General features: G+C 71.6%; 21 protein-coding genes and 1 pseudogene. 16 read left to right on the top strand and 6 right to left on the bottom strand.

Annotated features, from left to right (window positions below; translation table 11 throughout):
- Nucleotides 1–15 precede the first annotated feature (15 nt).
- The 6 genes from JNW91_RS14110 (at nt 16) to JNW91_RS14085 (ending at nt 3685) form a co-directional block, all read left to right on the top strand.
- The gene (locus JNW91_RS14110; protein WP_203175372.1) at nt 16–636 is read left to right on the top strand and encodes a hypothetical protein; all 621 of its coding nucleotides are present in this window, start codon (nt 16–18) and stop codon (nt 634–636) included.
- Nucleotides 633–821 carry a hypothetical protein gene (locus JNW91_RS14105; RefSeq protein ID WP_203175370.1) on the top strand — a complete coding sequence of 63 codons (189 nt, stop codon included), beginning with the start codon at nt 633–635 and terminating at the stop codon, nt 819–821. Before JNW91_RS14110 ends, JNW91_RS14105 begins: the two co-directional genes overlap by 4 nt.
- Nucleotides 818–1516, top strand: a complete 699-nt coding sequence (locus JNW91_RS14100; RefSeq protein ID WP_203175368.1) for a DUF2637 domain-containing protein — start codon at nt 818–820, stop codon at nt 1514–1516. The genes JNW91_RS14105 and JNW91_RS14100 overlap by 4 nt, the downstream gene beginning before the upstream one ends.
- Nucleotides 1513–1668, top strand: a complete 156-nt coding sequence (locus tag JNW91_RS14095) for a hypothetical protein (RefSeq protein WP_203175366.1) — start codon at nt 1513–1515, stop codon at nt 1666–1668. Before JNW91_RS14100 ends, JNW91_RS14095 begins: the two co-directional genes overlap by 4 nt.
- 3 nt (nt 1669–1671) lie before the next feature.
- On the top strand, nt 1672–1860 hold the full coding sequence (locus JNW91_RS14090; protein WP_203175364.1) for a hypothetical protein: 189 nt from the start codon (nt 1672–1674) through the stop codon (nt 1858–1860).
- A gap of 82 nt (nt 1861–1942) precedes the next feature.
- The gene (locus tag JNW91_RS14085) at nt 1943–3685 is read left to right on the top strand and encodes a type IV secretory system conjugative DNA transfer family protein (protein WP_203175362.1); all 1743 of its coding nucleotides are present in this window, start codon (nt 1943–1945) and stop codon (nt 3683–3685) included.
- 339 nt (nt 3686–4024) lie between these two features.
- Here JNW91_RS14085 and JNW91_RS14080 read toward each other — a convergent pair whose 3' ends face one another.
- The 6 genes from JNW91_RS14080 to JNW91_RS14055 form a co-directional block, all read right to left on the bottom strand.
- Nucleotides 4025–4387 carry a hypothetical protein gene (locus JNW91_RS14080; RefSeq protein ID WP_203175360.1) on the bottom strand — a complete coding sequence of 121 codons (363 nt, stop codon included), beginning with the start codon at nt 4385–4387 and terminating at the stop codon, nt 4025–4027.
- Nucleotides 4387–5718: a phage major capsid protein gene (locus JNW91_RS14075; RefSeq protein ID WP_203175358.1), complete on the bottom strand. Its 1332-nt coding sequence runs from the start codon at nt 5716–5718 to the stop codon at nt 4387–4389. The genes JNW91_RS14080 and JNW91_RS14075 overlap by 1 nt, the downstream gene beginning before the upstream one ends.
- A 231-nt stretch (nt 5719–5949) precedes the next feature.
- Nucleotides 5950–6255 carry a hypothetical protein gene (locus JNW91_RS14070; RefSeq protein WP_203175356.1) on the bottom strand — a complete coding sequence of 102 codons (306 nt, stop codon included), beginning with the start codon at nt 6253–6255 and terminating at the stop codon, nt 5950–5952.
- Nucleotides 6252–7532 (bottom strand): AAA family ATPase, encoded by a 1281-nt coding sequence (locus tag JNW91_RS14065; RefSeq protein WP_203175354.1) that lies wholly within the window; start codon nt 7530–7532, stop codon nt 6252–6254. The genes JNW91_RS14070 and JNW91_RS14065 overlap by 4 nt, the downstream gene beginning before the upstream one ends.
- Entirely contained in the window at nt 7529–7858 is a 330-nt protein-coding gene (locus JNW91_RS33570) for a hypothetical protein (RefSeq protein WP_203175352.1), read from the bottom strand. The genes JNW91_RS14065 and JNW91_RS33570 overlap by 4 nt, the downstream gene beginning before the upstream one ends.
- Nucleotides 7855–8046 (bottom strand): helix-turn-helix transcriptional regulator, encoded by a 192-nt coding sequence (locus JNW91_RS14055; protein WP_203175350.1) that lies wholly within the window; start codon nt 8044–8046, stop codon nt 7855–7857. The genes JNW91_RS33570 and JNW91_RS14055 overlap by 4 nt, the downstream gene beginning before the upstream one ends.
- 90 nt (nt 8047–8136) lie before the next feature.
- Here JNW91_RS14055 and JNW91_RS14050 point away from each other — a divergent pair, with 90 nt between their 5' ends.
- From JNW91_RS14050 to JNW91_RS14005, 10 genes and pseudogenes are all read left to right on the top strand, one after another.
- Nucleotides 8137–8580, top strand: coding sequence for a helix-turn-helix domain-containing protein (locus JNW91_RS14050; RefSeq protein ID WP_203175348.1), 444 nt, complete (start codon nt 8137–8139; stop codon nt 8578–8580).
- Entirely contained in the window at nt 8567–9721 is a 1155-nt protein-coding gene (locus JNW91_RS14045; protein ID WP_203175346.1) for a tyrosine-type recombinase/integrase, read from the top strand. The genes JNW91_RS14050 and JNW91_RS14045 overlap by 14 nt, the downstream gene beginning before the upstream one ends.
- A 68-nt stretch (nt 9722–9789) precedes the next feature.
- Nucleotides 9790–11220, top strand: a complete 1431-nt coding sequence (locus tag JNW91_RS14040) for an aldehyde dehydrogenase family protein (RefSeq protein WP_203175344.1) — start codon at nt 9790–9792, stop codon at nt 11218–11220.
- Nucleotides 11213–12037: an aldehyde dehydrogenase family protein gene (locus JNW91_RS14035; RefSeq protein WP_203175342.1), complete on the top strand. Its 825-nt coding sequence runs from the start codon at nt 11213–11215 to the stop codon at nt 12035–12037. The genes JNW91_RS14040 and JNW91_RS14035 overlap by 8 nt, the downstream gene beginning before the upstream one ends.
- Nucleotides 12038–12315: 278 nt before the next feature.
- Nucleotides 12316–12789, top strand: a complete 474-nt coding sequence (locus JNW91_RS14030) for a BlaI/MecI/CopY family transcriptional regulator (RefSeq protein WP_203175340.1) — start codon at nt 12316–12318, stop codon at nt 12787–12789.
- Nucleotides 12790–12799: 10 nt separating this feature from the next.
- On the top strand, nt 12800–13705 hold the full coding sequence (locus JNW91_RS14025; RefSeq protein WP_203175338.1) for a M56 family metallopeptidase: 906 nt from the start codon (nt 12800–12802) through the stop codon (nt 13703–13705).
- A gap of 163 nt (nt 13706–13868) precedes the next feature.
- Nucleotides 13869–15119: a cytochrome ubiquinol oxidase subunit I gene (locus tag JNW91_RS14020; protein WP_203175336.1), complete on the top strand. Its 1251-nt coding sequence runs from the start codon at nt 13869–13871 to the stop codon at nt 15117–15119.
- A gap of 9 nt (nt 15120–15128) precedes the next feature.
- On the top strand, nt 15129–16136 hold the full coding sequence (locus tag JNW91_RS14015; RefSeq protein ID WP_203175335.1) for a cytochrome d ubiquinol oxidase subunit II: 1008 nt from the start codon (nt 15129–15131) through the stop codon (nt 16134–16136).
- A complete protein-coding gene (gene cydD, locus JNW91_RS14010; protein WP_203175334.1) occupies nt 16133–17821 on the top strand; it encodes a thiol reductant ABC exporter subunit CydD in 1689 nt (562 codons plus the stop codon). Before JNW91_RS14015 ends, cydD begins: the two co-directional genes overlap by 4 nt.
- A pseudogene (locus tag JNW91_RS14005) lies at nt 17818–18413 on the top strand (thiol reductant ABC exporter subunit CydC); the annotation flags it as partial. The gene cydD and the pseudogene JNW91_RS14005, both read left to right, overlap by 4 nt.

Below are 18413 nucleotides of genomic sequence, written 5' to 3'. Positions count from 1 at the left end.
CCGGGAGGCGACCCAGTGAAGATTCTTGCATCCGCGTCCGTTCCGTCGGAGAACCGGCTCATCGACGCCGACACCACCAACCTGACCGCGATCCAGCGGCCGGCGACCGACGGCTTCCCGATGAACGCGGCATACGCCGGCCGCGTCGAGGCCGGCGACCTGGAGCTGATCCGGGCCGCGATCGACGCCAACCCCGCCGCTGTGCGGGAGCTGGCCGACGCGATCCGCGTCGGGGACAGCCGGTACGCCGAGGGCTACGCCGACGGCCTCCAGCGGGCCCTGGCCGCCCGTCCGCCGGCCTGCCCGCCGTACTGCACCGAAGACCACCGGGGGCAGGTGACGGAGGTTGACGGCTTCTCGATCGGGCTGTGCCACGAGGTTGTGATCGCGGACCTGACCGCCGACGAGCCGTCCTCGACGACTGGAGCGGCCACTGCCCGGGTGCTGGTGGAGTCGACCAGCGAGCGCGGCGAGGTCACCACCCCGACCCGGGTTGTCCTCACGCTCGTCGAGGGCGACACCGGCCACTACGCGGGCGGCGACGGCGTTCAGGGCTGGTCCGGCACGCCGGCCGAGGTCGAGCAGCTGGCGCACGCGCTGCTGTCCGCCGCCCGCATCGCTCGGGCCGCCCGATGAGGTGGCTACTGCTGATCGTGCCCGGTGGGCTGGCCGTGCCCACCACCGTCTTCCTGATCGCCCGGCACCTGGTGCACCGCGACACCGACGGCGCGTACCGCGCGTCGGTGCTCGGCGAGGTCCAGGTCGCCAACGCCGAGACTGCCGCCCGAGCGGCCCGTCGCCAGAAGGAGCTTTCCCGGTGAACCTCTCCACCGTCACGAGCCGTGCCGCTGCCGCCCTTGTGGCGGCGGTGGCCGGCTTCGCGTCCTACCAGCACATCTACGACGTCGCCAGCACCGCTGGCGAGCACGTCAGCGTCGCGGCGGTGCTGCCGCTGGCCATCGACGGGCTGATCCTGGTCGCCACCCTCGCCATGCTCGACGACAAGCGGCACCAGCGCCGACCGCGACTGTCCGCCCGGGTCGCCCTGGTGTTCGGCATCCTGGCCACCCTGGCGGCGAACGTGGCCAGCGCCAACCCGAACGTCACCGCCCGCCTGGTCGCCGCCGTGCCCGCGGTGAGCTTCCTCCTGGCCGTCGAGGTGCTGGCCCGGACCGGGAAGCCGCTGCCCGTTGTGACGCCGCTGGCCGGGCTGGTCGACCAGCCGGAGACGCCGCCCGTTGACCCGCGGGACTACGCCGAGCCGATCGGCCCTGTGACGCCACCGCCGGCCTTAACTGCCGCCAAGCCGCGCACCAGCCGGCCCCGGCCGCGCAGCACCACCAGCGCCGAGAAGGTGGCCCGCGCTGCCGCCAAACTGCCCGCCGGCACCCTCGCCCAGATCGCTGCGAAAGCGGGCGTGAGTGAATCCACCGCGCGCCGTCATCTGCCGTCACCGACCACGCCGGTAGCTGCGGCAACGCCCATCAACGGCACGCCGGTGGAGGTGTCCGCATGAAGCGGGGACCGGGCCTGTTCCTGGTCATGGCGATCGTGTGCGCCGGCCTGGCCCTGGTGGTCGACGGCCTGTCCCGGGTCGCGTGCGTCTGCGGCGCGGTGACCTGCCTGATCGCCTACCTCAAGCCCAGCACCACGGACAAGGAGAACTGAGCCATGCCGAAGAAGCAGACCTGGGAGTACCAGGAGCGCGGCTGCCCCACCTGCAACGCCACCGGCACCACCAAGCGGAACTGCCCCCGCTGGAACGACCCGAAGCACACCGCCCGGAACTGCTCGTGCAACGGCGGCCAGTTCTACGACACCTGCCGTACCTGCAAGGGCACCTGCCGCCTCCCCTACTGACCCACCACCAGCGCGAGGCCCGGCCAACGCATTCCACCGCCCGGCCGGGCCTCGCTTCCCCCACGAAGGAGGAAAGATCAGCATGGCAGATGACCTGGAGCGTCTGGTCCGCCGTCTCCACCGTCGGCGGATCGCACTGCGCCTGACGTACCGCTACCTGGCCGGCAGGCCGCTGTCCGGGCGCGACGGCTACCCGTGGCGCACCCGTGGCGCCGGCCGCCTCGCTGGGTGGCAGCGTCAAGCCGTCCGCCTCGGGATGCCCACCGCTGCCGGCGTGGCCGTGGTCATGCCCGAGCAGACCCTCACCGCGGCTTCCGCCCTCGCCGTCGCGGCGGCGTGGCGCGGCCGGCAACGACTGGTGCGGCGCCGGTTCCACCGCGAGTACATCGCGCCGACCCTCGCCGCGATCATCCCGCCGCTCGGGTTGCAGACCGGCGTGCAGCTGCACGTCGACCCGTCGCTGGGGAACCTCACCCCGAGGCTCGCCAAGCCGCTCTCACCGGCCGAGGAAGCCGCCAGGCTGTTCTACGGCGAGCGGATCGAGCCGGTACTCCGGTGGCTGCCCGAGCGCGTCCAGCGGGCAGCGTGGGCCGCCCAGCGGCGCGCGCGGCCGGTCACGTCGCGGCTGGAGGTGTTCCGCCGGCCCGGGGAGGAACTCGGCCCGCGCATCGAAGTCCTGATCGACACCCCGTACCTGACCAGAGAGCAGAGGCAGCTCGTGTCATCCATCATCGGCAGCAAGATCCCCGTCTCCGATCTCGTCGAGTCGTGGCACCAGATCGGGCCTCGAGTGCGTGCCCGCTGGACGGTGCGGAAGCGGCCACCGGCGAAGGTCGGCCACGACCAGGTGCTCGCGCACTTCCCGAAGCTGCCCGACTGGGAGTTCTACATCGGGCAGGGCGCCGGTGACGTGCCGGTCGTCATCTCGCTACGGGAAGACTCGCCGCACATCGCGGTCAGCGCCGGCTCGGGCGCTGGAAAGTCAGTGCTGGCCGAGCTGATCGCCGTGCAGGTGCTCGCCCGAGGCGGGCGGGTGACCATCCTCGACCGCAAGGGGTCGCACCGCTGGGCACTCGGCCAGCCCGGGGTGGACTACTGCACCCGACCGGAGCAGATGCACGACGCGATCCTGCGGAAGGCGGCACTGGCCGACGAGCGGAACACCCTCGCACTGCACGAAGACGAAGACTGGGACCCCGGACCCCGGGACCTGGTGATCTGCGAGGAACTGAACGCCACCATCGGGCAGCTCGCCAACTACTGGGCCGAGGTGCGAGGCAAGGGCGACCCGAAGCGGTCGCCGGCCATCGCCGCTCTCGCCGATCTGCTGTTCATGGGCCGCAGCGCGAAGGTCAACGTGTTGGCCATCGCGCAGATGCTCACCGCCCGCGCGATTGGTGGCCCGGAAGCGCGGGAGAACTTCGGGATCCGGTGCCTGGCTCGGTACACGGCGAACAACTGGAAGATGCTCGTTCCCGAGGCGTCGATGCCGAGGGCATCCCGCACCCTCGGCCGGTGGCAGGTCGTCATCGGCGGACAGGCCACAGAGGTTCAGGTGGCCTACCTGACGACCGCACAGGCACGCGCCCTCGCCACGTCCCCGGCAGACCTTGATAAGCCCCTGACCAGCGATGTCCCCGGGGACGGGGACATGATGACCTTGCGGGACGCCGTAGACGCCGGGGTGCTGCCCTGGTCGTACGAGGCAGCCAAGAAGCGGATGCAGCGTCGAGCCGGGAAGGTGCCCGCGCCGCGAGGGAACCGAGGCAACGCCGACCTGTACGCCCGCGCCGACCTCGCCGAGTGGGCCGGCAGCAAGCCGTAACGGCGTTACGCGTGACACTGTGACATGTCACAGCCGTGACACCCTCTCTGACCTGCGTTTACGCCTGTCACAGGGGGTGTCACGGCGTTACATGGCCCGTTACGGCACCTGTAGCCGCCCTACACATCCCGAGCGCGGGGGGAAAAATGAGGGAGGCTGCGGGGTCTCCCTGCTGGTCGGCGGTGAACTTTTGACCCGCCCTCCCCCGACGCAGAGCAGCCCGGACCATTCGCGGTCCGGGCTGCTCGCTGTGGTGGCGCAGGACGGTCTATGGAGCGGAAAGGTCCCCTCGCGTCCTTCGTTGCACATGCCCTGTGCTGACGTTGACGCCACCCACGTTCAGGCGATGGTCGGTGTCCTCGGCTTGCTGGCCTTGGTCACGGGACCGGTGTAGCTGCCGGGCTGGCGTGGGAAGTCGGCCAGCTCGGCGGGCACCTGCTCACCAGCGCGGATCAGCGTGTAGGTGCCCTTCGTGCCGAGGTCCCGGTCGAGGTCGGGCCGCATGATCTGCGTGTCCTGCTCGACGGTCTCCAGCTGCTCGGGCTCGCTGGCGTTGACCGGTGCGTGGTCGGGTGTGCCGTCGATGCCCTGGGCCAGGCGCACGGCGTCGGGCCGTCCCTTCTCCAGCGCGGCGACGAACTGGCAGTCCTCGCAGGAAGCGGCCAGGCGATCGTGGATGCAGTACATCGTGGTGTCTCCCATCAGAGGATGCCGGTGGTGACGGCGAACGCGCTGGTGCGGGCGACGGCGAAGTCACCGCGCCACCAGCAGACGAACCCGATCTGGCCGTTCTCGGCGTACCGCTCGGTGAGCGGGGTGACCTGGAGTTCGGTGCGGACACCGAAGAGCAGCTGCGACCAGTCCCCGGCGAAGATGTCGGAGGTGGTGGTGCCCGAGGTGCCGACGACAAGGTTGTTCGGGATCTGCTGCGTCTCGTACCGGGCGATGCCGTCGAGGTAGTCGGGCATCCGCAGCGGCTGGTTGGTGGTGTCCTTGAGCAGCGCCAGGTTCTTCGAGGTCCGCCCGCTGTAGATGATCGCGTTGGGCTCTTCGTTGGCCGACCGCACGGTGTAGACGGCGTTGACCAGCGGGTCCCAGTTGGCCAGGGCCTGCCCGTTGGTGGCGATGGGCGTCACGGTCACACCGGAGGTGGCCTTGACGCCCAGGGGCTGCGGCGCCACACCGGTGCCGTAGAGGCCGGCGGCGTCGATGGTCAGCCCGAACTGCGAGGCGAACGCCTGTCGCAGCGCGGAGTCCACGCTGACGGGCTCGGCGTCCTCGACGAGTTCCCGCGACACCACCACGAGGGACATCAGGGTCTTCGCCTGGAGGCGCACCCGGGCGAGGGTGGCGTCGGAGGCGGTCACCGCGGCGTTCTCGGTGTGCCAGGTGGCCGTGGGGTCGCCGGCCCACTTCGCCAGGTCCACGGTGGCGTTGGCCATCGGGACGACGGTGGCGCCGGCCTGGAGTACCCGGGCCTTGTTGCGGGCCATGTCGATGAGCTGCGTCGACAGGATCGTCGGGACGAGGTACCCGCCGCCGGCGAGGTTGCCCTCGCTCATGGCGTTGCGGACCTGCTTGCTGCCCCGGCCGGTGACCCTGGCGCTGATGTACTCGCCGAAGGTCAGGCCGCCGTCTTCCAGGTGCTCGGGGTGGATGTGGCCGTTGGCTTGCGCCCACGCGGCCATGCTGTCGCCCTTGGCCAGGGTGGCCTTGTTGCGCAGCCCGGTCCGGCCGTTGGTCGGCGGCACGACGCCGGCGCGGTCGACCTCGTTCAGCTCGGGGTGGTCGCGGACGATGTTCGCCATCAGGTGGTCCAGGCGGGTCACCTGGTCGACGTGCTCGTCGTAGTCGCGCTGCTCCGAGGCGAGGAACTTGTCTCGGCCGTCGAGGCGGCCTTTCTCGGCGATGTCACCGGCGGCGTCGAGGTGGGCGTTGCGCGCCTTGTCGGCGGCCTTCCACCACTCGGCCGGGGTCTGGTTGGTCGGCTGCTCGCGCAGCTCGGACGCGGTAGGGATGCCCTTCAGCGGCATGGGGTTACTCCTGGGAAGTCGATCGAGTTGATGGCTGCGCCTGCTGGCGGTGCGGTGCACTCACGCTCTGCGGCGTCTGGCCGTCGTCCGGATCGTCGGCGGTGCCTTCCCGGTCGACCGCAGCGGCGGGGCCTGCTGCGTGCCGTTCTGCTGTGGAGCGTAGCGGATGGGTGGTGCCCGTACCCCTCACCGCGCCCGGATCTTGGCTTAGCGTGGCGCTGAGCGGGCCGGTCACTGCGGCGTCCCTCGGTACGGGTCTTCGGTGATGCGCACGGGCGCTCCGGTGGTCTGCGCCAGGTCGGCAACCGCCGCGTTGACCTCGCGGGTGAAGTCCCGATCGGACTGGCCGGGCGCGCGGGTGAAGATCAGCGCGGACGTCATGCCGGCCCGCTTGAGTCGGGCGTACATGGGGCAGGTGTCGTCGTGCTTCACGCCGACCCGGCCGCCGCGACGGTCGACGGTGACTTCACTGGTGCAGTCGGGGCAGCGGTGGGCCTTGCGTAGCTCGCGCACCTCGGCGCCGGACAGCTTCCTCATGAGCAGTCTCCTTGGCACTTGCCGCTGCCGAGCCAGACCGGCCCGTTGCAGCGGGGGCATCGGGTGGGGTCGTCCGCGAAGGTGACAGCGTCCGAAGGTGACAGCGAAGGCGACGAAGATGACAGGGCACCGTGCTCTGTCGCCTTCGTCATCTTGGTGTCACCTTCGTCGTCCAGTCGCCACATCCAGCCGGCGTCGAAGGCGGCCTTCTCGGACTTGACGCCGGCCCGCTTCCGGGCGCGTTGGAGGGTGTGTTTTTGGAAGCCGGCCTTCTCGCCGGCCTTCAGCACAGAACCCGCCTCGGCCTCTCCGGCGTTGTCGAGCAGGTAGCCGCGCAGCCATGCGGCGGCGTCGTTGCGGTCGTCCCGGTCGTCGGCCGACTCGTGGGATGCGGCAAGCAGGTCGGCGGCGGTGTAGCCCACCGGCCCGTCGTGCCACTCGACCCGGGCGCATCCGTGGTCCGGGCTGTCGACGAGGCGGTACGCGAGGCTCTGCGGGATCGCCGTGATGTTCGCCTTGGTGCACGCCACGATCACCCGGTGCTCGTCCTCCGGGTCGCGGGCGAAGGTGAACCCGAGCCGTGCCGCGCCGATGATGCCGATGGACCCGCCGCCCCGGTAGAGCGCGTTGTTGCCGCCGCCCTTGGTGTTGTGGCGGATCAGCTTGATCGCAGCGCCGGTTTCCTCGGCCATCTTCGCCAGCGGCGCGAGCGCCCGGCGCACGTCCTGGTCGCGGTGGGAGTTGACGTCACCACCGAGGTACGCCATGAGCGGGTCGATGATGACCAGCGCCGCGCCGACCTGCTCGACGGCCGCACGGATACGCCCGATGTCGCCCGGCAGGGCCGGCATCCGCTCGTACAGCTCCCCGGCGTCCTCGTCCCAGCTCGTGATGCCGGTCAGCGCGACCACCCGATCGAGGTCCGCGCCGGCCGCTTCCAGCCGGGGGCGGATGGTGTCGCCCAGGCCGTCCTCGGCGGAGAGCAGCACGACGCCGGCCGGCGTGCAGCCGGGCTGACCGTCAGGCCACGGCTTGCCGGCGGTGATGCGCGCGGCCAGGTCGGCGGTGGCGGTGCTCTTCCCGAGCCCCGGGTCACCGTCGATGACGTGGAGCTTTCCCCGGGCGATGTAGCCCTGCCAGAGCCAGTCGATGTGCTCGCGCTTCACGTCCGACAGCCGCACCAGCTTGACCCGGGACTTCGGCTGCTCACCGGTCGCCGAGGCGTACGCCGCGTAGAGGTCAGCCTCGGTGTCGGGGTTGTACGGGTTGTCGGTCACGCTGCCACCCCTGCCGGTTCGGTGATGATCTGCCCCGGGCCGAGGCGCAGCCCGCCGCCGCCGGGGACGGCCACTGGTGGCCACTCGGGGTCGTCGAACCGCAGGTTGGTGCTGCGGGGCATGGCGGCGATCCGCTCGGCGACGCGCTGCTCGTACGTCCGGCGGGCGAGGGGCTTCCAGGTGGCTTCCGTCTCGCACATCTCGGCGCGCTCGTAGAGGCGGCCAGCGGTGAACGCGGACTTGAGAGCGTGCTCGAGTTCGGCGACGCGGCGGGCACTGCAACCGCCGGGCGGACACCAACCGGCGACCGGGCCGACGGTGTTCACGCGGCCTTCGCTCCGGCCTGGTCGTCGAGCCACTTCTCGACGTCGGCCCACCTGTAGCGGACGTGCTTGCCGACCCGGGAGAACTTCGGGCCTCGGCCGCTACGGCGCCAGTCCTCGACCGTCCTGACCGGCAGGACCAGGAAGTCGGCCACCTCGTTCGTCGAGGCAAGTGCGCGACGGTCACTCATCGCTGTTGCTCCTAACGCGCAGAATTTGCGTACGAACGGCAGCATGACACGTAGGTTCCCGTGTGTCCAGCGCACTGCTAATGTGTTGCCATGACACAAACGCCACCGCAGACGCCGCACCGAGTGATCGCTGACCGGATGAAGGACCTTCGGAAAAAGCGAGGCTGGTCGGCCGCTCACCTGGCCAAAGAGATGAAGCAGGTCGGGATCGGCTGGGACCGCTCGATCGTGGCCAACCTGGAGCTCGGCCGGCGCGCGACCGTCACCGTCGAGGAGCTATTCGCGCTGGCCTACGTTCTGAGCGTCGCACCGGTGCACCTGATGGTGCCGCCGGTCGACGACGACGCCGACACGCGCATCACCGTGGTCGAGGGCTGGGACGTGCCGCCGGGGACTGCCCGCGATTGGATCCGCGGTGAGATGCCGTTCGGGACGGCCGACCACCGGCGGTTCTTCGCGGAGGTGCCACCAGACGAGGCCCGGGAGCCGTACTCAACGCCGGTGGCCGGCGGGCTGGTCGATGGCGAGCGTTAAGAGGCGCACCGACGACCGGCCGAAACCATGGCTGGTCCGCTGGCGCGACGAGGCCGGCGCGGATCGGAAGAAGTCGTTCGCCCGGAAGGCCGACGCTGACCGGTTCCGGGCCGAAGTCGAGCACTCCCTCAACGACGGGAGCTACATCGATCCGAAGGCCGGGAAGATCACGTTCCAGCAGTACGCCGAGGGGTGGAGAGCAGCCCAGCAGCACCGACCGAACACAGCCGCCCGGAAGAAGTCGCTGCTGTTCAAGCACGTCTATCCGGCGATCGGCGGCCGGCAACTGGTGACGATCCGGCACAGCACGATGCAGGCGTTCATCACGGGCCTGTCACCGGACCTGGCGCCCAGCTCGATCGAGACGGTGTTCCGCACGGTCCGGGCGATCTACTCGGCAGCGAAGCGGGATCGGCTGATCAAGTTCGACCCGTGCGCGGACATCACGCTGCCGGAGCTGCCCCGGGTCAAGGTCGTGCCGCTGACAACCGGGGAGGTGTCGGCGCTGGCCAGCGCGGTGAAGCCGCGATACCGCGGCCTGGTCGAGTTCGACGCCGGGACCGGCCTGCGTCAGGGCGAGGTCTTCGGCGTGGAGGTCGACGACATCAACCGCACGGACAAGACTCTGACGGTCGAGCGGCAGCTGCAACCGGCGGCCGGCGGCGGCGTGGTGGTGTGCCCGCTGAAGAACCGACACAGCTACCGGACGGTTCCGCTCGGGAAGGCGATGTTCGAGGTCATCGACGCGCACCTGGCGGCGTACCCGCCCGTCGCGGTCGAGGTCCTGGACGTCACCGGCCCGAAGCCGGTCACGCGGTCAGCTCGGTTTGTGTTCCTCGATGACGCCGGTCGGCCGCTCAACCGGAATAGCTTCAACGAGTCGGTATGGCGGCCGGCGCGCGAGCAGGTCGGGCTACCCGAGGCGACCCAGCATGATCTACGGCACTTCTACGCGTCGCTGCTGATCCGGGCCGGGCTGAACCCGAAGGTCGTTGCCGAGCGGCTGGGCCACCGAGACGCGACCCTGACTCTGAACACGTACAGTCACCTTTGGCCGGATGACGATGACCGGTCGAGACAGGCGATCGATGACGTGTTTGAACGCGATGTGCCCCACATGCGCCCCAAGGAGCAGAAGTGATCTACGCCGACGCAGGTAGATCCGGTTGTGATCTCTGCCCTACCTACTTCACCCTGGACTGATACCCGATGTTCGAATACGCCCCCGCCCCCGAGTCCCGCTCGGTGGTGGACCTCAAGCCCTCGTACGGGCTGTTCATCGACGGTGCGTTCGTCGACCCGACCGACGGCGGCAGCTTCAAGTCGATCAACCCCGCCTCGGAGGAGGTGCTGGCCGAGATCGCCGAGGCCGGCGCCCAGGACGTGGAGCGCGCGGTACGCGCCGCTCGCAAGGCGTACGACAAGGTCTGGGGCCCGATGCCGGGCCGCGACCGGGCGAAGTACCTGTTCCGGATCGCGCGACTCATCCAGGAGCGTTCCCGCGAGCTGGCCGTGCTGGAGTCCATGGACAACGGCAAGCCGATCCGGGAGTCGCGCGACGTCGACCTGCCGCTGGTCGCCGCGCACTTCTTCTACTACGCCGGCTGGGCCGACAAGCTGGAGCATGCCGGCTTCGGCCCGAACCCCCGGCCGATCGGTGTGGCCGCGCAGGTCATCCCGTGGAACTTCCCGCTGCTCATGCTGGCCTGGAAGATCGCCCCGGCGCTCGCCGCCGGCAACACGGTGGTGCTGAAGCCCGCCGAGACCACGCCGTTGACCGCGCTGCTGTTCGCCGAGATCTGCCAGCAGGCCGACCTGCCGGCCGGCGTGGTCAACATCGTCACCGGCGCCGGCGACACCGGCCGGTCGCTGGTCGAACACCCGGGCGTGGACAAGGTCGCCTTCACCGGATCCACCGAGGTCGGCCGGGCCATCGCCCGTTCCGTCGCCGGCACCCGCAAGAAGCTCACCCTGGAGCTGGGCGGCAAGGCCGCGAACATCGTCTTCGACGACGCGCCGATCGACCAGGCCGTCGAAGGCATCGTCAACGGCATCTTCTTCAACCAGGGGCACGTCTGCTGCGCCGGCTCCCGCCTGCTGGTGCAGGAGAACGTCGCCGACCGCGTGCTGGAGTCGCTGAAGCGACGGATGGCCCAACTCCGGGTCGGCGACCCGCTGGACAAGAACACCGACGTCGGCGCCATCAACTCGGCCGCCCAGCTGGAGCGGATCCGCGAGCTGTCCGACGCCGGCTCGGCCGAGGGCGCCGAGCGCTGGTCGCCGCCGTGCGAGCTGCCCGACCGCGGCTTCTGGTTCGCGCCGACCATCTTCACCGGCGTCACCCAGGCACACCGCATCGCCCGCGAGGAGATCTTCGGCCCGGTGCTGTCGGTGCTCACCTTCCGCACCCCGGCCGAGGCCGTGGAGAAGGCGAACAACACACCGTACGGGCTGTCGGCGGGAATCTGGACCGACAAGGGATCCCGGATCCTGTGGATGGCCGACCGGCTGCGCGCCGGGGTGGTGTGGGCCAACACGTTCAACAAGTTCGACCCCACCTCGCCGTTCGGTGGCTACAAGGAGTCGGGTTACGGTCGCGAGGGCGGCCGGCACGGGCTGGAGGGCTACCTCAATGTCTGAGCGGGTCGCGGTACGCAAGACGTACAAGCTCTTCATCGGCGGGAAGTTCCCGCGCAGCGAGTCGGGACGGTCGTATCTCGTGCAGTCCTCGAATGTGTCACTGGCCTCCCGCAAGGACGCCCGGGACGCGGTGGTCGCCGCCCGCGCCGCCGTCAAGGGCTGGGCCGGCGCGACCGCCTACAACCGGGGTCAGATCCTCTACCGGGCCGCCGAGATGCTGGAGGGCCGCCGCGAGCAGTTCGTCGCCCTGGGCATCCCCGGCGACGAGGTGGACGCCGCGGTGGACCGCTGGGTCTGGTACGCCGGCTGGGCCGACAAGCTCGCCCAGGTGTACGGCGGCGCCAACCCGGTCGCCGGGCCGTACTTCAACATCTCCGCCCCGGAGCCGACCGGCGTGGTCGCGGTGGTCGCCCCGGAGCGTCCGGCGTTGCTCGGCCTGGTCAGCGTGATCGCCCCGGCGATCGTCACCGGCAACACGGTGGTGGTGGCAGCCTCGGCGTCCGAGCCGCTGGCGGCGGTGACGCTGGCCGAGGTGCTCGCCACGTCCGACCTGCCCGGCGGTGTGGTCAACATCCTCACCGGCGCGATCACCGAGACCGCGCCGACGCTGGCCGCGCACATGGACGTCAACGCGATCGACCTGACCGGGGTGACCGACGCCTCGCTCGCCACCGAACTGGAGGTCAAGGCGGCGGAGAACCTCAAGCGGGTGCTCCGGCCGGCCCCGACCGACCACGACTGGTCGACCGACCCGGGCGTGACCCGGATGACCGCCCTGCTGGAGACGAAGACGGTGTGGCACCCCAAGGGGGTGTGAGTCTTTGTCCTCGGCCTTGTGGTTCTCCGGGGGAGCCCCACCCGCGCCGCTCCGATCAAGATCCGCTCAACTTCGGGAATGTTGCTGCCTCCGGGGCGCTGGAGGCAGCAATATCCCTGTTCTCGTGCGGATCTTGGGTCGGTCCGTCGGTGCTGGTCGGCGATCATGGGGGTTGGCGGGGTGTTCGATCTCGCTTGGCGCGGTCAACCTCATGATCACCGCTGGGGTGGGGTGGGCGCGGGGAGTGGGCGGACTACTACCGGGGGTAGGATTGCTTCGTGACTCGGTTGGGCGATCTTGAGCGTGCGGTGATGGACGTGCTGTGGGACGTGGTCCCGGGCACGTCGGACGGTGTGACCGTGCGCGAGGTGGCCGACGCGCTCGACGGCCGCGAGCTGGCGTACACGACGGTGATGACCGTTCTCGACCGGCTCGCCGGCAAGGGCATGGTGCAGCGGGAGCGGGAGGGCCGGGCCTGGCGTTACCGGCCGGCGGCCAGCCGCGAGGCGCACATCGCCCAGCTCATGCTCGACGCCCTCGACCTGGGCGGCAGCCGGGACGCCGCGCTGGTGCGCTTCGCCCGCTCGGTGACCGGTACCGAGGCCGAGGTGCTGCGCGCGGCGCTGGGCAGCGAGGCCGGACTGACCGGGCCGGCCACGACCGGCAACGACCCGGCAGGGGCGGACGCGCTGACCGATCGGGTGGACGGGCCGGCGGGCCGACGGCCGGCCGGCGAGGCAGCGGAGCGGTAGGGCGGACGCCATGGCCTTTGCCGTGCACTTCGCCGCCACCATGCTGGCCTGCTATCTGACCGCTCAGGTGCTGGCCGGCTCCACCTGGACGTGGCGCAGCCCCCGGGTCGCGATCGTCTGCTGGCAGGCGGTCGGTCTCGCGCTGGGCCTCTCCGCGATGGGCCTGCCGATGGCACTCGGCTTGAGCGCGTACGACCTGCCGACCGGAAGCGCCCTGCTCGCCCTGGCCAACGACCTCGGCCACGGCGCCCTGCCGGTCGGGGTGAGCGCCTTCCACCTGGCGGGCGTCGGGGTTGGCTTCGGCATCGGCGCGGTGCTGGTCACCACGACCGTGCGCAGCATCCACGGCACCGTCCGCGCCCAGCGCCGCCACCGGGACCTGCTCACCCTCGTCGCCCGGGACGACCCGGCCGCACCCGGCGCGCTCGTGCTGGACCATCCGAGCGCCGCCGCGTACTGCCTGCCGGGGGTGAAGCCGCAGGTGGTGGTCAGCGCGGGCACGCTGAGCCTGCTGGACCGGGCCGAGTTGGCCGCGGTGCTCAGCCACGAGCGGGCGCACGCCCACGAGCGGCACGATCTGGTGCTGCTGCCGTTCACCGCGCTCTGCCGGGCGCTGCCGTGGTTCGGCTGGGTCCGCGACGCGCACGAGCGGGTGGCCCTGCTGGTCGAGATGCGCGCCGACGACAAGGCGCGCGAACTGCACGCCGAGGCGCCGCTGGCGGGCGCGCTGCGCCGGTTCGCCGCCGCCGGTCACCGGATCACCCCGGCCGGCGCGCTGGGCATGGGCGACCGGGATCTGGACGTACGGGTGCAGCGGCTGCTGGTCAGCGACCGACCGCCGCGGGTGCTCGGCGCCACCGCCCTCGCGGTCGCCGCGACACTGGTCGCCCTTCCGGTGACCCTCTTCCTGTCCTGACGCCCGGCGCACTCCCCGCGCCTCACTCCGTGATCTCCCCCGTCCCCACATCTACTACGTTCTGTCGTAGACTTTCCTACGACGAAACGTAGTAGTTCTTACATGTAGCGAAGCTACGTGTAGGGTGGCTACGACAAGAGAGCCAACCTACGGAGGGCCGGCCATGGACACCCTGCTCCTCGCCCGCCTGCAATTCGCCACCACCACCTCGATCCACTTCCTGTTCGTGGTCGTCACGATCGGGCTGGTCACCCTGCTGGTCGGGATGCAGACCGCCTGGATGCTCACCGGCAACCCGAAGTGGGAGCGGCTCACCCGGTACTGGGGGCAGCTCTACGTCATCAACTACGTGCTCGGCATCGCCACCGGCATCGTGATGGAGTTCCAGTTCGGGCTGAACTGGAGCGGCCTGTCGCGCTACGTCGGCAACGTCTTCGGCGCGCCGCTGGCCATCGAGACACTTGTGGCGTTCTTCCTGGAGTCCACGTTCCTCGGGATGTGGATCTTCGGATGGCACCGGCTCCGCAGGGGCGTCCACCTCGCCCTGCTGTGGGGTGTGGCCCTCACCGCGTACGCCTCGGCGTTCTGGATCATGGTGGCCAACTCCTGGCTGCAACACCCGGTCGGGTACGAGGTCCGCGACGGGATCGCCCACCTCACCGACTTCGGCGCGCTGCTCACCAATCCCAGCCTCGGCATGGCGTTCGGGCACGTGGTGTCGGCCGCCCTGTTGGTCGGCGGGATGCTGATGGCGGCCGTCAGCGCGTGGCACCTGATCCGACGAACGCCCGACTTCGCGCTGTTCCGCACCTCGCTGCGGATCGGCCTGGTCACCGCGGCGCTGGCGATCACGATGGTGCAGGGCTTCGGCTTCGCCCAGTTCGGCCCGATCGGCGAGGTGCAGCCCACCAAGTTCGGCCAGGGTCCGGAGGCCCAGACGCTGATCGCCGAGTGGACCACCCGGTTCGGCCCCGGCGACTACACCCCGCCAGTGCTGGCGAACGTCGGGTTGGGCTTCATGATCCTGATCGGCCTCACCCTCGGCTGCGTCTGGTTGCTGCTCCCGCTGCTCTTCCGGGACTGGATCATCCGGCTGCGCTTCCCGCTCTGGCTGACCCTGCTCGCCCTGCCACTGCCGTTCATCGCGGTGATCCTCGGCTGGATCGCCCGCGAGGTCGGCCGTCAGCCCTGGGTGGCGTACGGGCTGCTCCCCACCGAGCAGGCGGTCTCCCCGGTCGGCGCACCGGTAATGCTCACCTCGCTGATCGGCTTCAGCCTGCTGCTCGGCACCCTCGCCGTCACCAACTGGGTGCTGCTCGCCCGGCACGCGGCACGCGGTGCGGACGATCCCGCGCTCGGCCGCCCGCCGGCACCGCCCAACGAGCCGGCACACCCCGAACCCGCCCTCACCTGAGGAGATCACGTGGACCTCGCCTGGTACGCCCTGCTCGGCCTCTTCTTCGGCGGCTACCTGGTGCTCGCCGGCTACGACTACGGCGTCGGGCTGCTGCTCGCCCGGGGCGGGGGCCCGGCGGGCCGGCGGGCGGCCCTCACCGCGCTCGGCCCGTTCTTCCTCGGCAACGAGGTCTGGCTGGTGGCCGCCGTGGGCGTCCTCTTCGGCGCCTTTCCGGTGCTGGAGGGCGAACTGCTGTCCGGTTGCTATCCGGCGGTCGTCGGCGCGCTGGTCGGGGTCATCCTGGTCACCGTCGGGGTGCAGTTGCGCAGTCGGCCGGTCGACGAGCGGATTCGGGCCCGCTGGGACCGGGTGGTGGTGGTCGGCAGCGTGCTCGCCGCGCTGGGCTGGGGCGTCCTGCTCGCCGCGCTGTTGCAGGGCGTGCCCCGCCAGGCCGACGGGCACGTGGTCGGCGTGTCGCACCTGGTCACCCCGTTCACGGCCGCCGCAGGGCTGGCCATGGTCGCCCTGGTCGCGGTGCACGGTGCGGCCTTCCTCGCCCTGCGACTGCCGGCCGCCGACAGCGCCGTGGTCGGCCGCACCCACCGACGGCTGGTGCCGGTGGCGCTCTCCGCGGTCGCCCTGGCCACCGTCGTGGGCCTGCTCTCCTCCCGGGTACGCGACTCGGTCCAGCGGCCGGCGGTGGCCGTACTCCTGCCGGTGCTGCTGGTGGCGGCGCTGCTGGCGGCCCGCGCGGCGCTGGCCCGGCAGCGGCCGGGGTGGGCCCTGGCCGCCACCGGCGTGGCACTGGCGTTGCCGGTGGCGCTGGTCGGCGCGGCCCTCTGGCCCTACGTGCTGGTGTCCACGACCGACCCGGGCGCCTCGCTGACGGTGGCCGACGCCGCAGCCAGCGCGCCGACCCTACGGCTGCTCGGCTGGGTGGCGCTGCCGCTGCTGCCGGCCCTACTAGGCTTCCAGGCAATGTGCTGGTGGGTTTTCCGGGGACGGACCGACGGCAGGGCACCGGTGTACTGGTGAACCGCCGTCCCTTCGACCCGCGTCTCCTGCGCCGGGTCCCCGCGGCCCGGCGCGACCTTGCCGTGCTCGCCCTGCTCGGCGTGCTCGCCGCCGGGCTGATCGTGGCGCAGGCCACCGCGCTGGCGGCGGTGCTGGCCACCGGTGTCCACGGCCGACTGGACCGGCCGGCGCTGGCCGGCTTCCTGATCACGGTCGCCGCCCGCTCGGCGCTGGTCTGGGCGCAGGGGACGGTGTCGGCGCGGGCCGCCGCCACGGTCAAGGCCGCGTTGCGGGCCGACCTGCTCGGCGCGGTCGGCCGGCACGGACCGGGTTGGGTGGCCGGGCAGCGGGCCGGCCAGCTCGCCACCCTGGCCGGGCGCGGGCTGGACGCGCTGGACGCGTACTTCACGGGGTACCTGCCACAGCTGGTGCTCAGCGTGACGGTGCCGCTGGCCGTGCTGGCCCGGATCGTCCTCGCCGACTGGAGTTCGGCGGTGATCATCGCGCTGACGTTGCCGCTGATCCCGGTCTTCGGCGCGCTGCTGGGCTGGCAGGCACAGGCCGCCACCGAACGACAGTGGCGTCGCCTCTCCCTACTGGGCGGGCACTTCCTGGACATGGTCGCCGGGCTGCCCACGCTGCGCGCGTTCGGCCGCGCCCGGGCACAGACCGAGGTGGTCCGCCGGATGGCCGACGGGCACCGGGTCGCCACCATGAAGACGCTGCGGATCGCGTTCCTGTCCGCGCTGGTGCTGGAGCTGGTCGCCACGCTCTCGGTGGCACTGGTCGCGGTGCCGGTCGGTATCCGGCTGCTCGGCGGCGGCCTGGCCCTCCAGACGGCGCTGCTGGTGCTGCTGCTCACCCCGGAGGCGTACCTGCCGCTGCGGGCCGCCGGCAGCCGCTTCCACGCCAGCATGGAGGGGCTGGCCGCGCTGGACGAGGCACTCACCGTCTCGGCCACGCCCACCGCGCCGCGGGTGGCCGAGGGCGCGGCCACCCCGAACGGGCGCGGCGAGATCCGGTTCGAGTCGGTGACCGTGGCGTACGAGCGGACCACCGCGCTGCGCGACGTGACGCTGACCGTCCGGCCCGGCGAACGGATCGCCGTCATCGGCCCGAGCGGCGCCGGCAAGAGCACACTGCTCGGACTGCTGCTCGGCTTCGTGACCCCGACCAGCGGCCGGATCACCGTCGACGGCGTGGACCTCACCGCCGCCGACCCGGACACCTGGCGTCGGCAGGTCGCCTGGGTGCCGCAGCGCGCCCACCTCTTCGCCGCCTCGCTGGCCGACAACATCCGGCTCGGCGCGCCGGACACCCCGCCCGAGGCGCTCGCCAAGGCGGTGCGCGACGCCGCCCTGGACGACGTGGTTGCCGGTCTGCCGGACGGCCTGGAGACGGTGCTCGGCGAGCGCGGGCACGGGCTGTCCAGCGGGCAGCGGCAACGGGTGGCCCTGGCCCGCGCGTTCCTCCGCGACGCCCCGGTGGTGCTGCTCGACGAGCCCACCGCCCGCCTGGACACCGCCTCCGAGGCGGTGGTACTCGACGCCACCCGCCGGCTGGTCGCCGGGCGGACGGCGCTGCTGGTCGCGCACCGGCCGGCCCTGCTGGCCGACGCCGACCGGATCCTGCGGATCGAGGACGGCCGGATCACCGAGCTGACACCGACGCCAACGCCGACGCCGACCGGGAAGGTGGCCCGATGACCGCGGCACCGAACATCGGCACGGCTTCGGCCGGCCGGGCGGCCGCCGAACGGGCGGTGCTGCGGCTGGCCCGGCCGTACCTGGGCCGCCTGGTCGGCGCGGGGCTGCTCGCCGCCGCCACCGAGTTCGCCGGGCTGGCCCTGATGGCCACCGCGACCTGGCTGTTGATGAGCGCCGCCGGCCAGCCGCCACTGGACCGGCTCACCGTGGCGATCGTCGCGGTCCGGGCGCTCGCGATCAGCCGGGGCGTGTTCCGCTACACCGAACGGCTCGCCGGGCACGACGCGGTACTCCGCATGATCACCGACGTGCGGGCCCGGGTCTTCGCCACCCTCGCGGCCCGCCGCACCGCCCGGCACCGCTCGGGGGACGTGCTGAGCCGGCTGGTCTCCGACGTCGAAGCCGTCCAGGACCTGCTGCTGCGGGTGCTGGTACCCGGTTCGGCGGCAGCCCTGGTCGCAGTGGTGGCCGTGGGCGGGGCGACGCTGATCTCACCGCCGGCCGGCGCGGCGCTCGCCGCCGGGCTGCTCGTCGCCGGGGTGGCGCTACCCGCGCTGGCCTCGTGGGTCACCCGACGCAGCGCGGCCGCAGG

It is taken from the genome of Micromonospora parastrephiae, from assembly GCF_016802865.1.
GTDB classification, from domain to species: domain Bacteria; phylum Actinomycetota; class Actinomycetes; order Mycobacteriales; family Micromonosporaceae; genus Micromonospora; species Micromonospora parastrephiae.
Note: the sequence above shows the minus strand (reverse complement) of the source record. Positions and strands in the feature narration are given on the sequence as shown.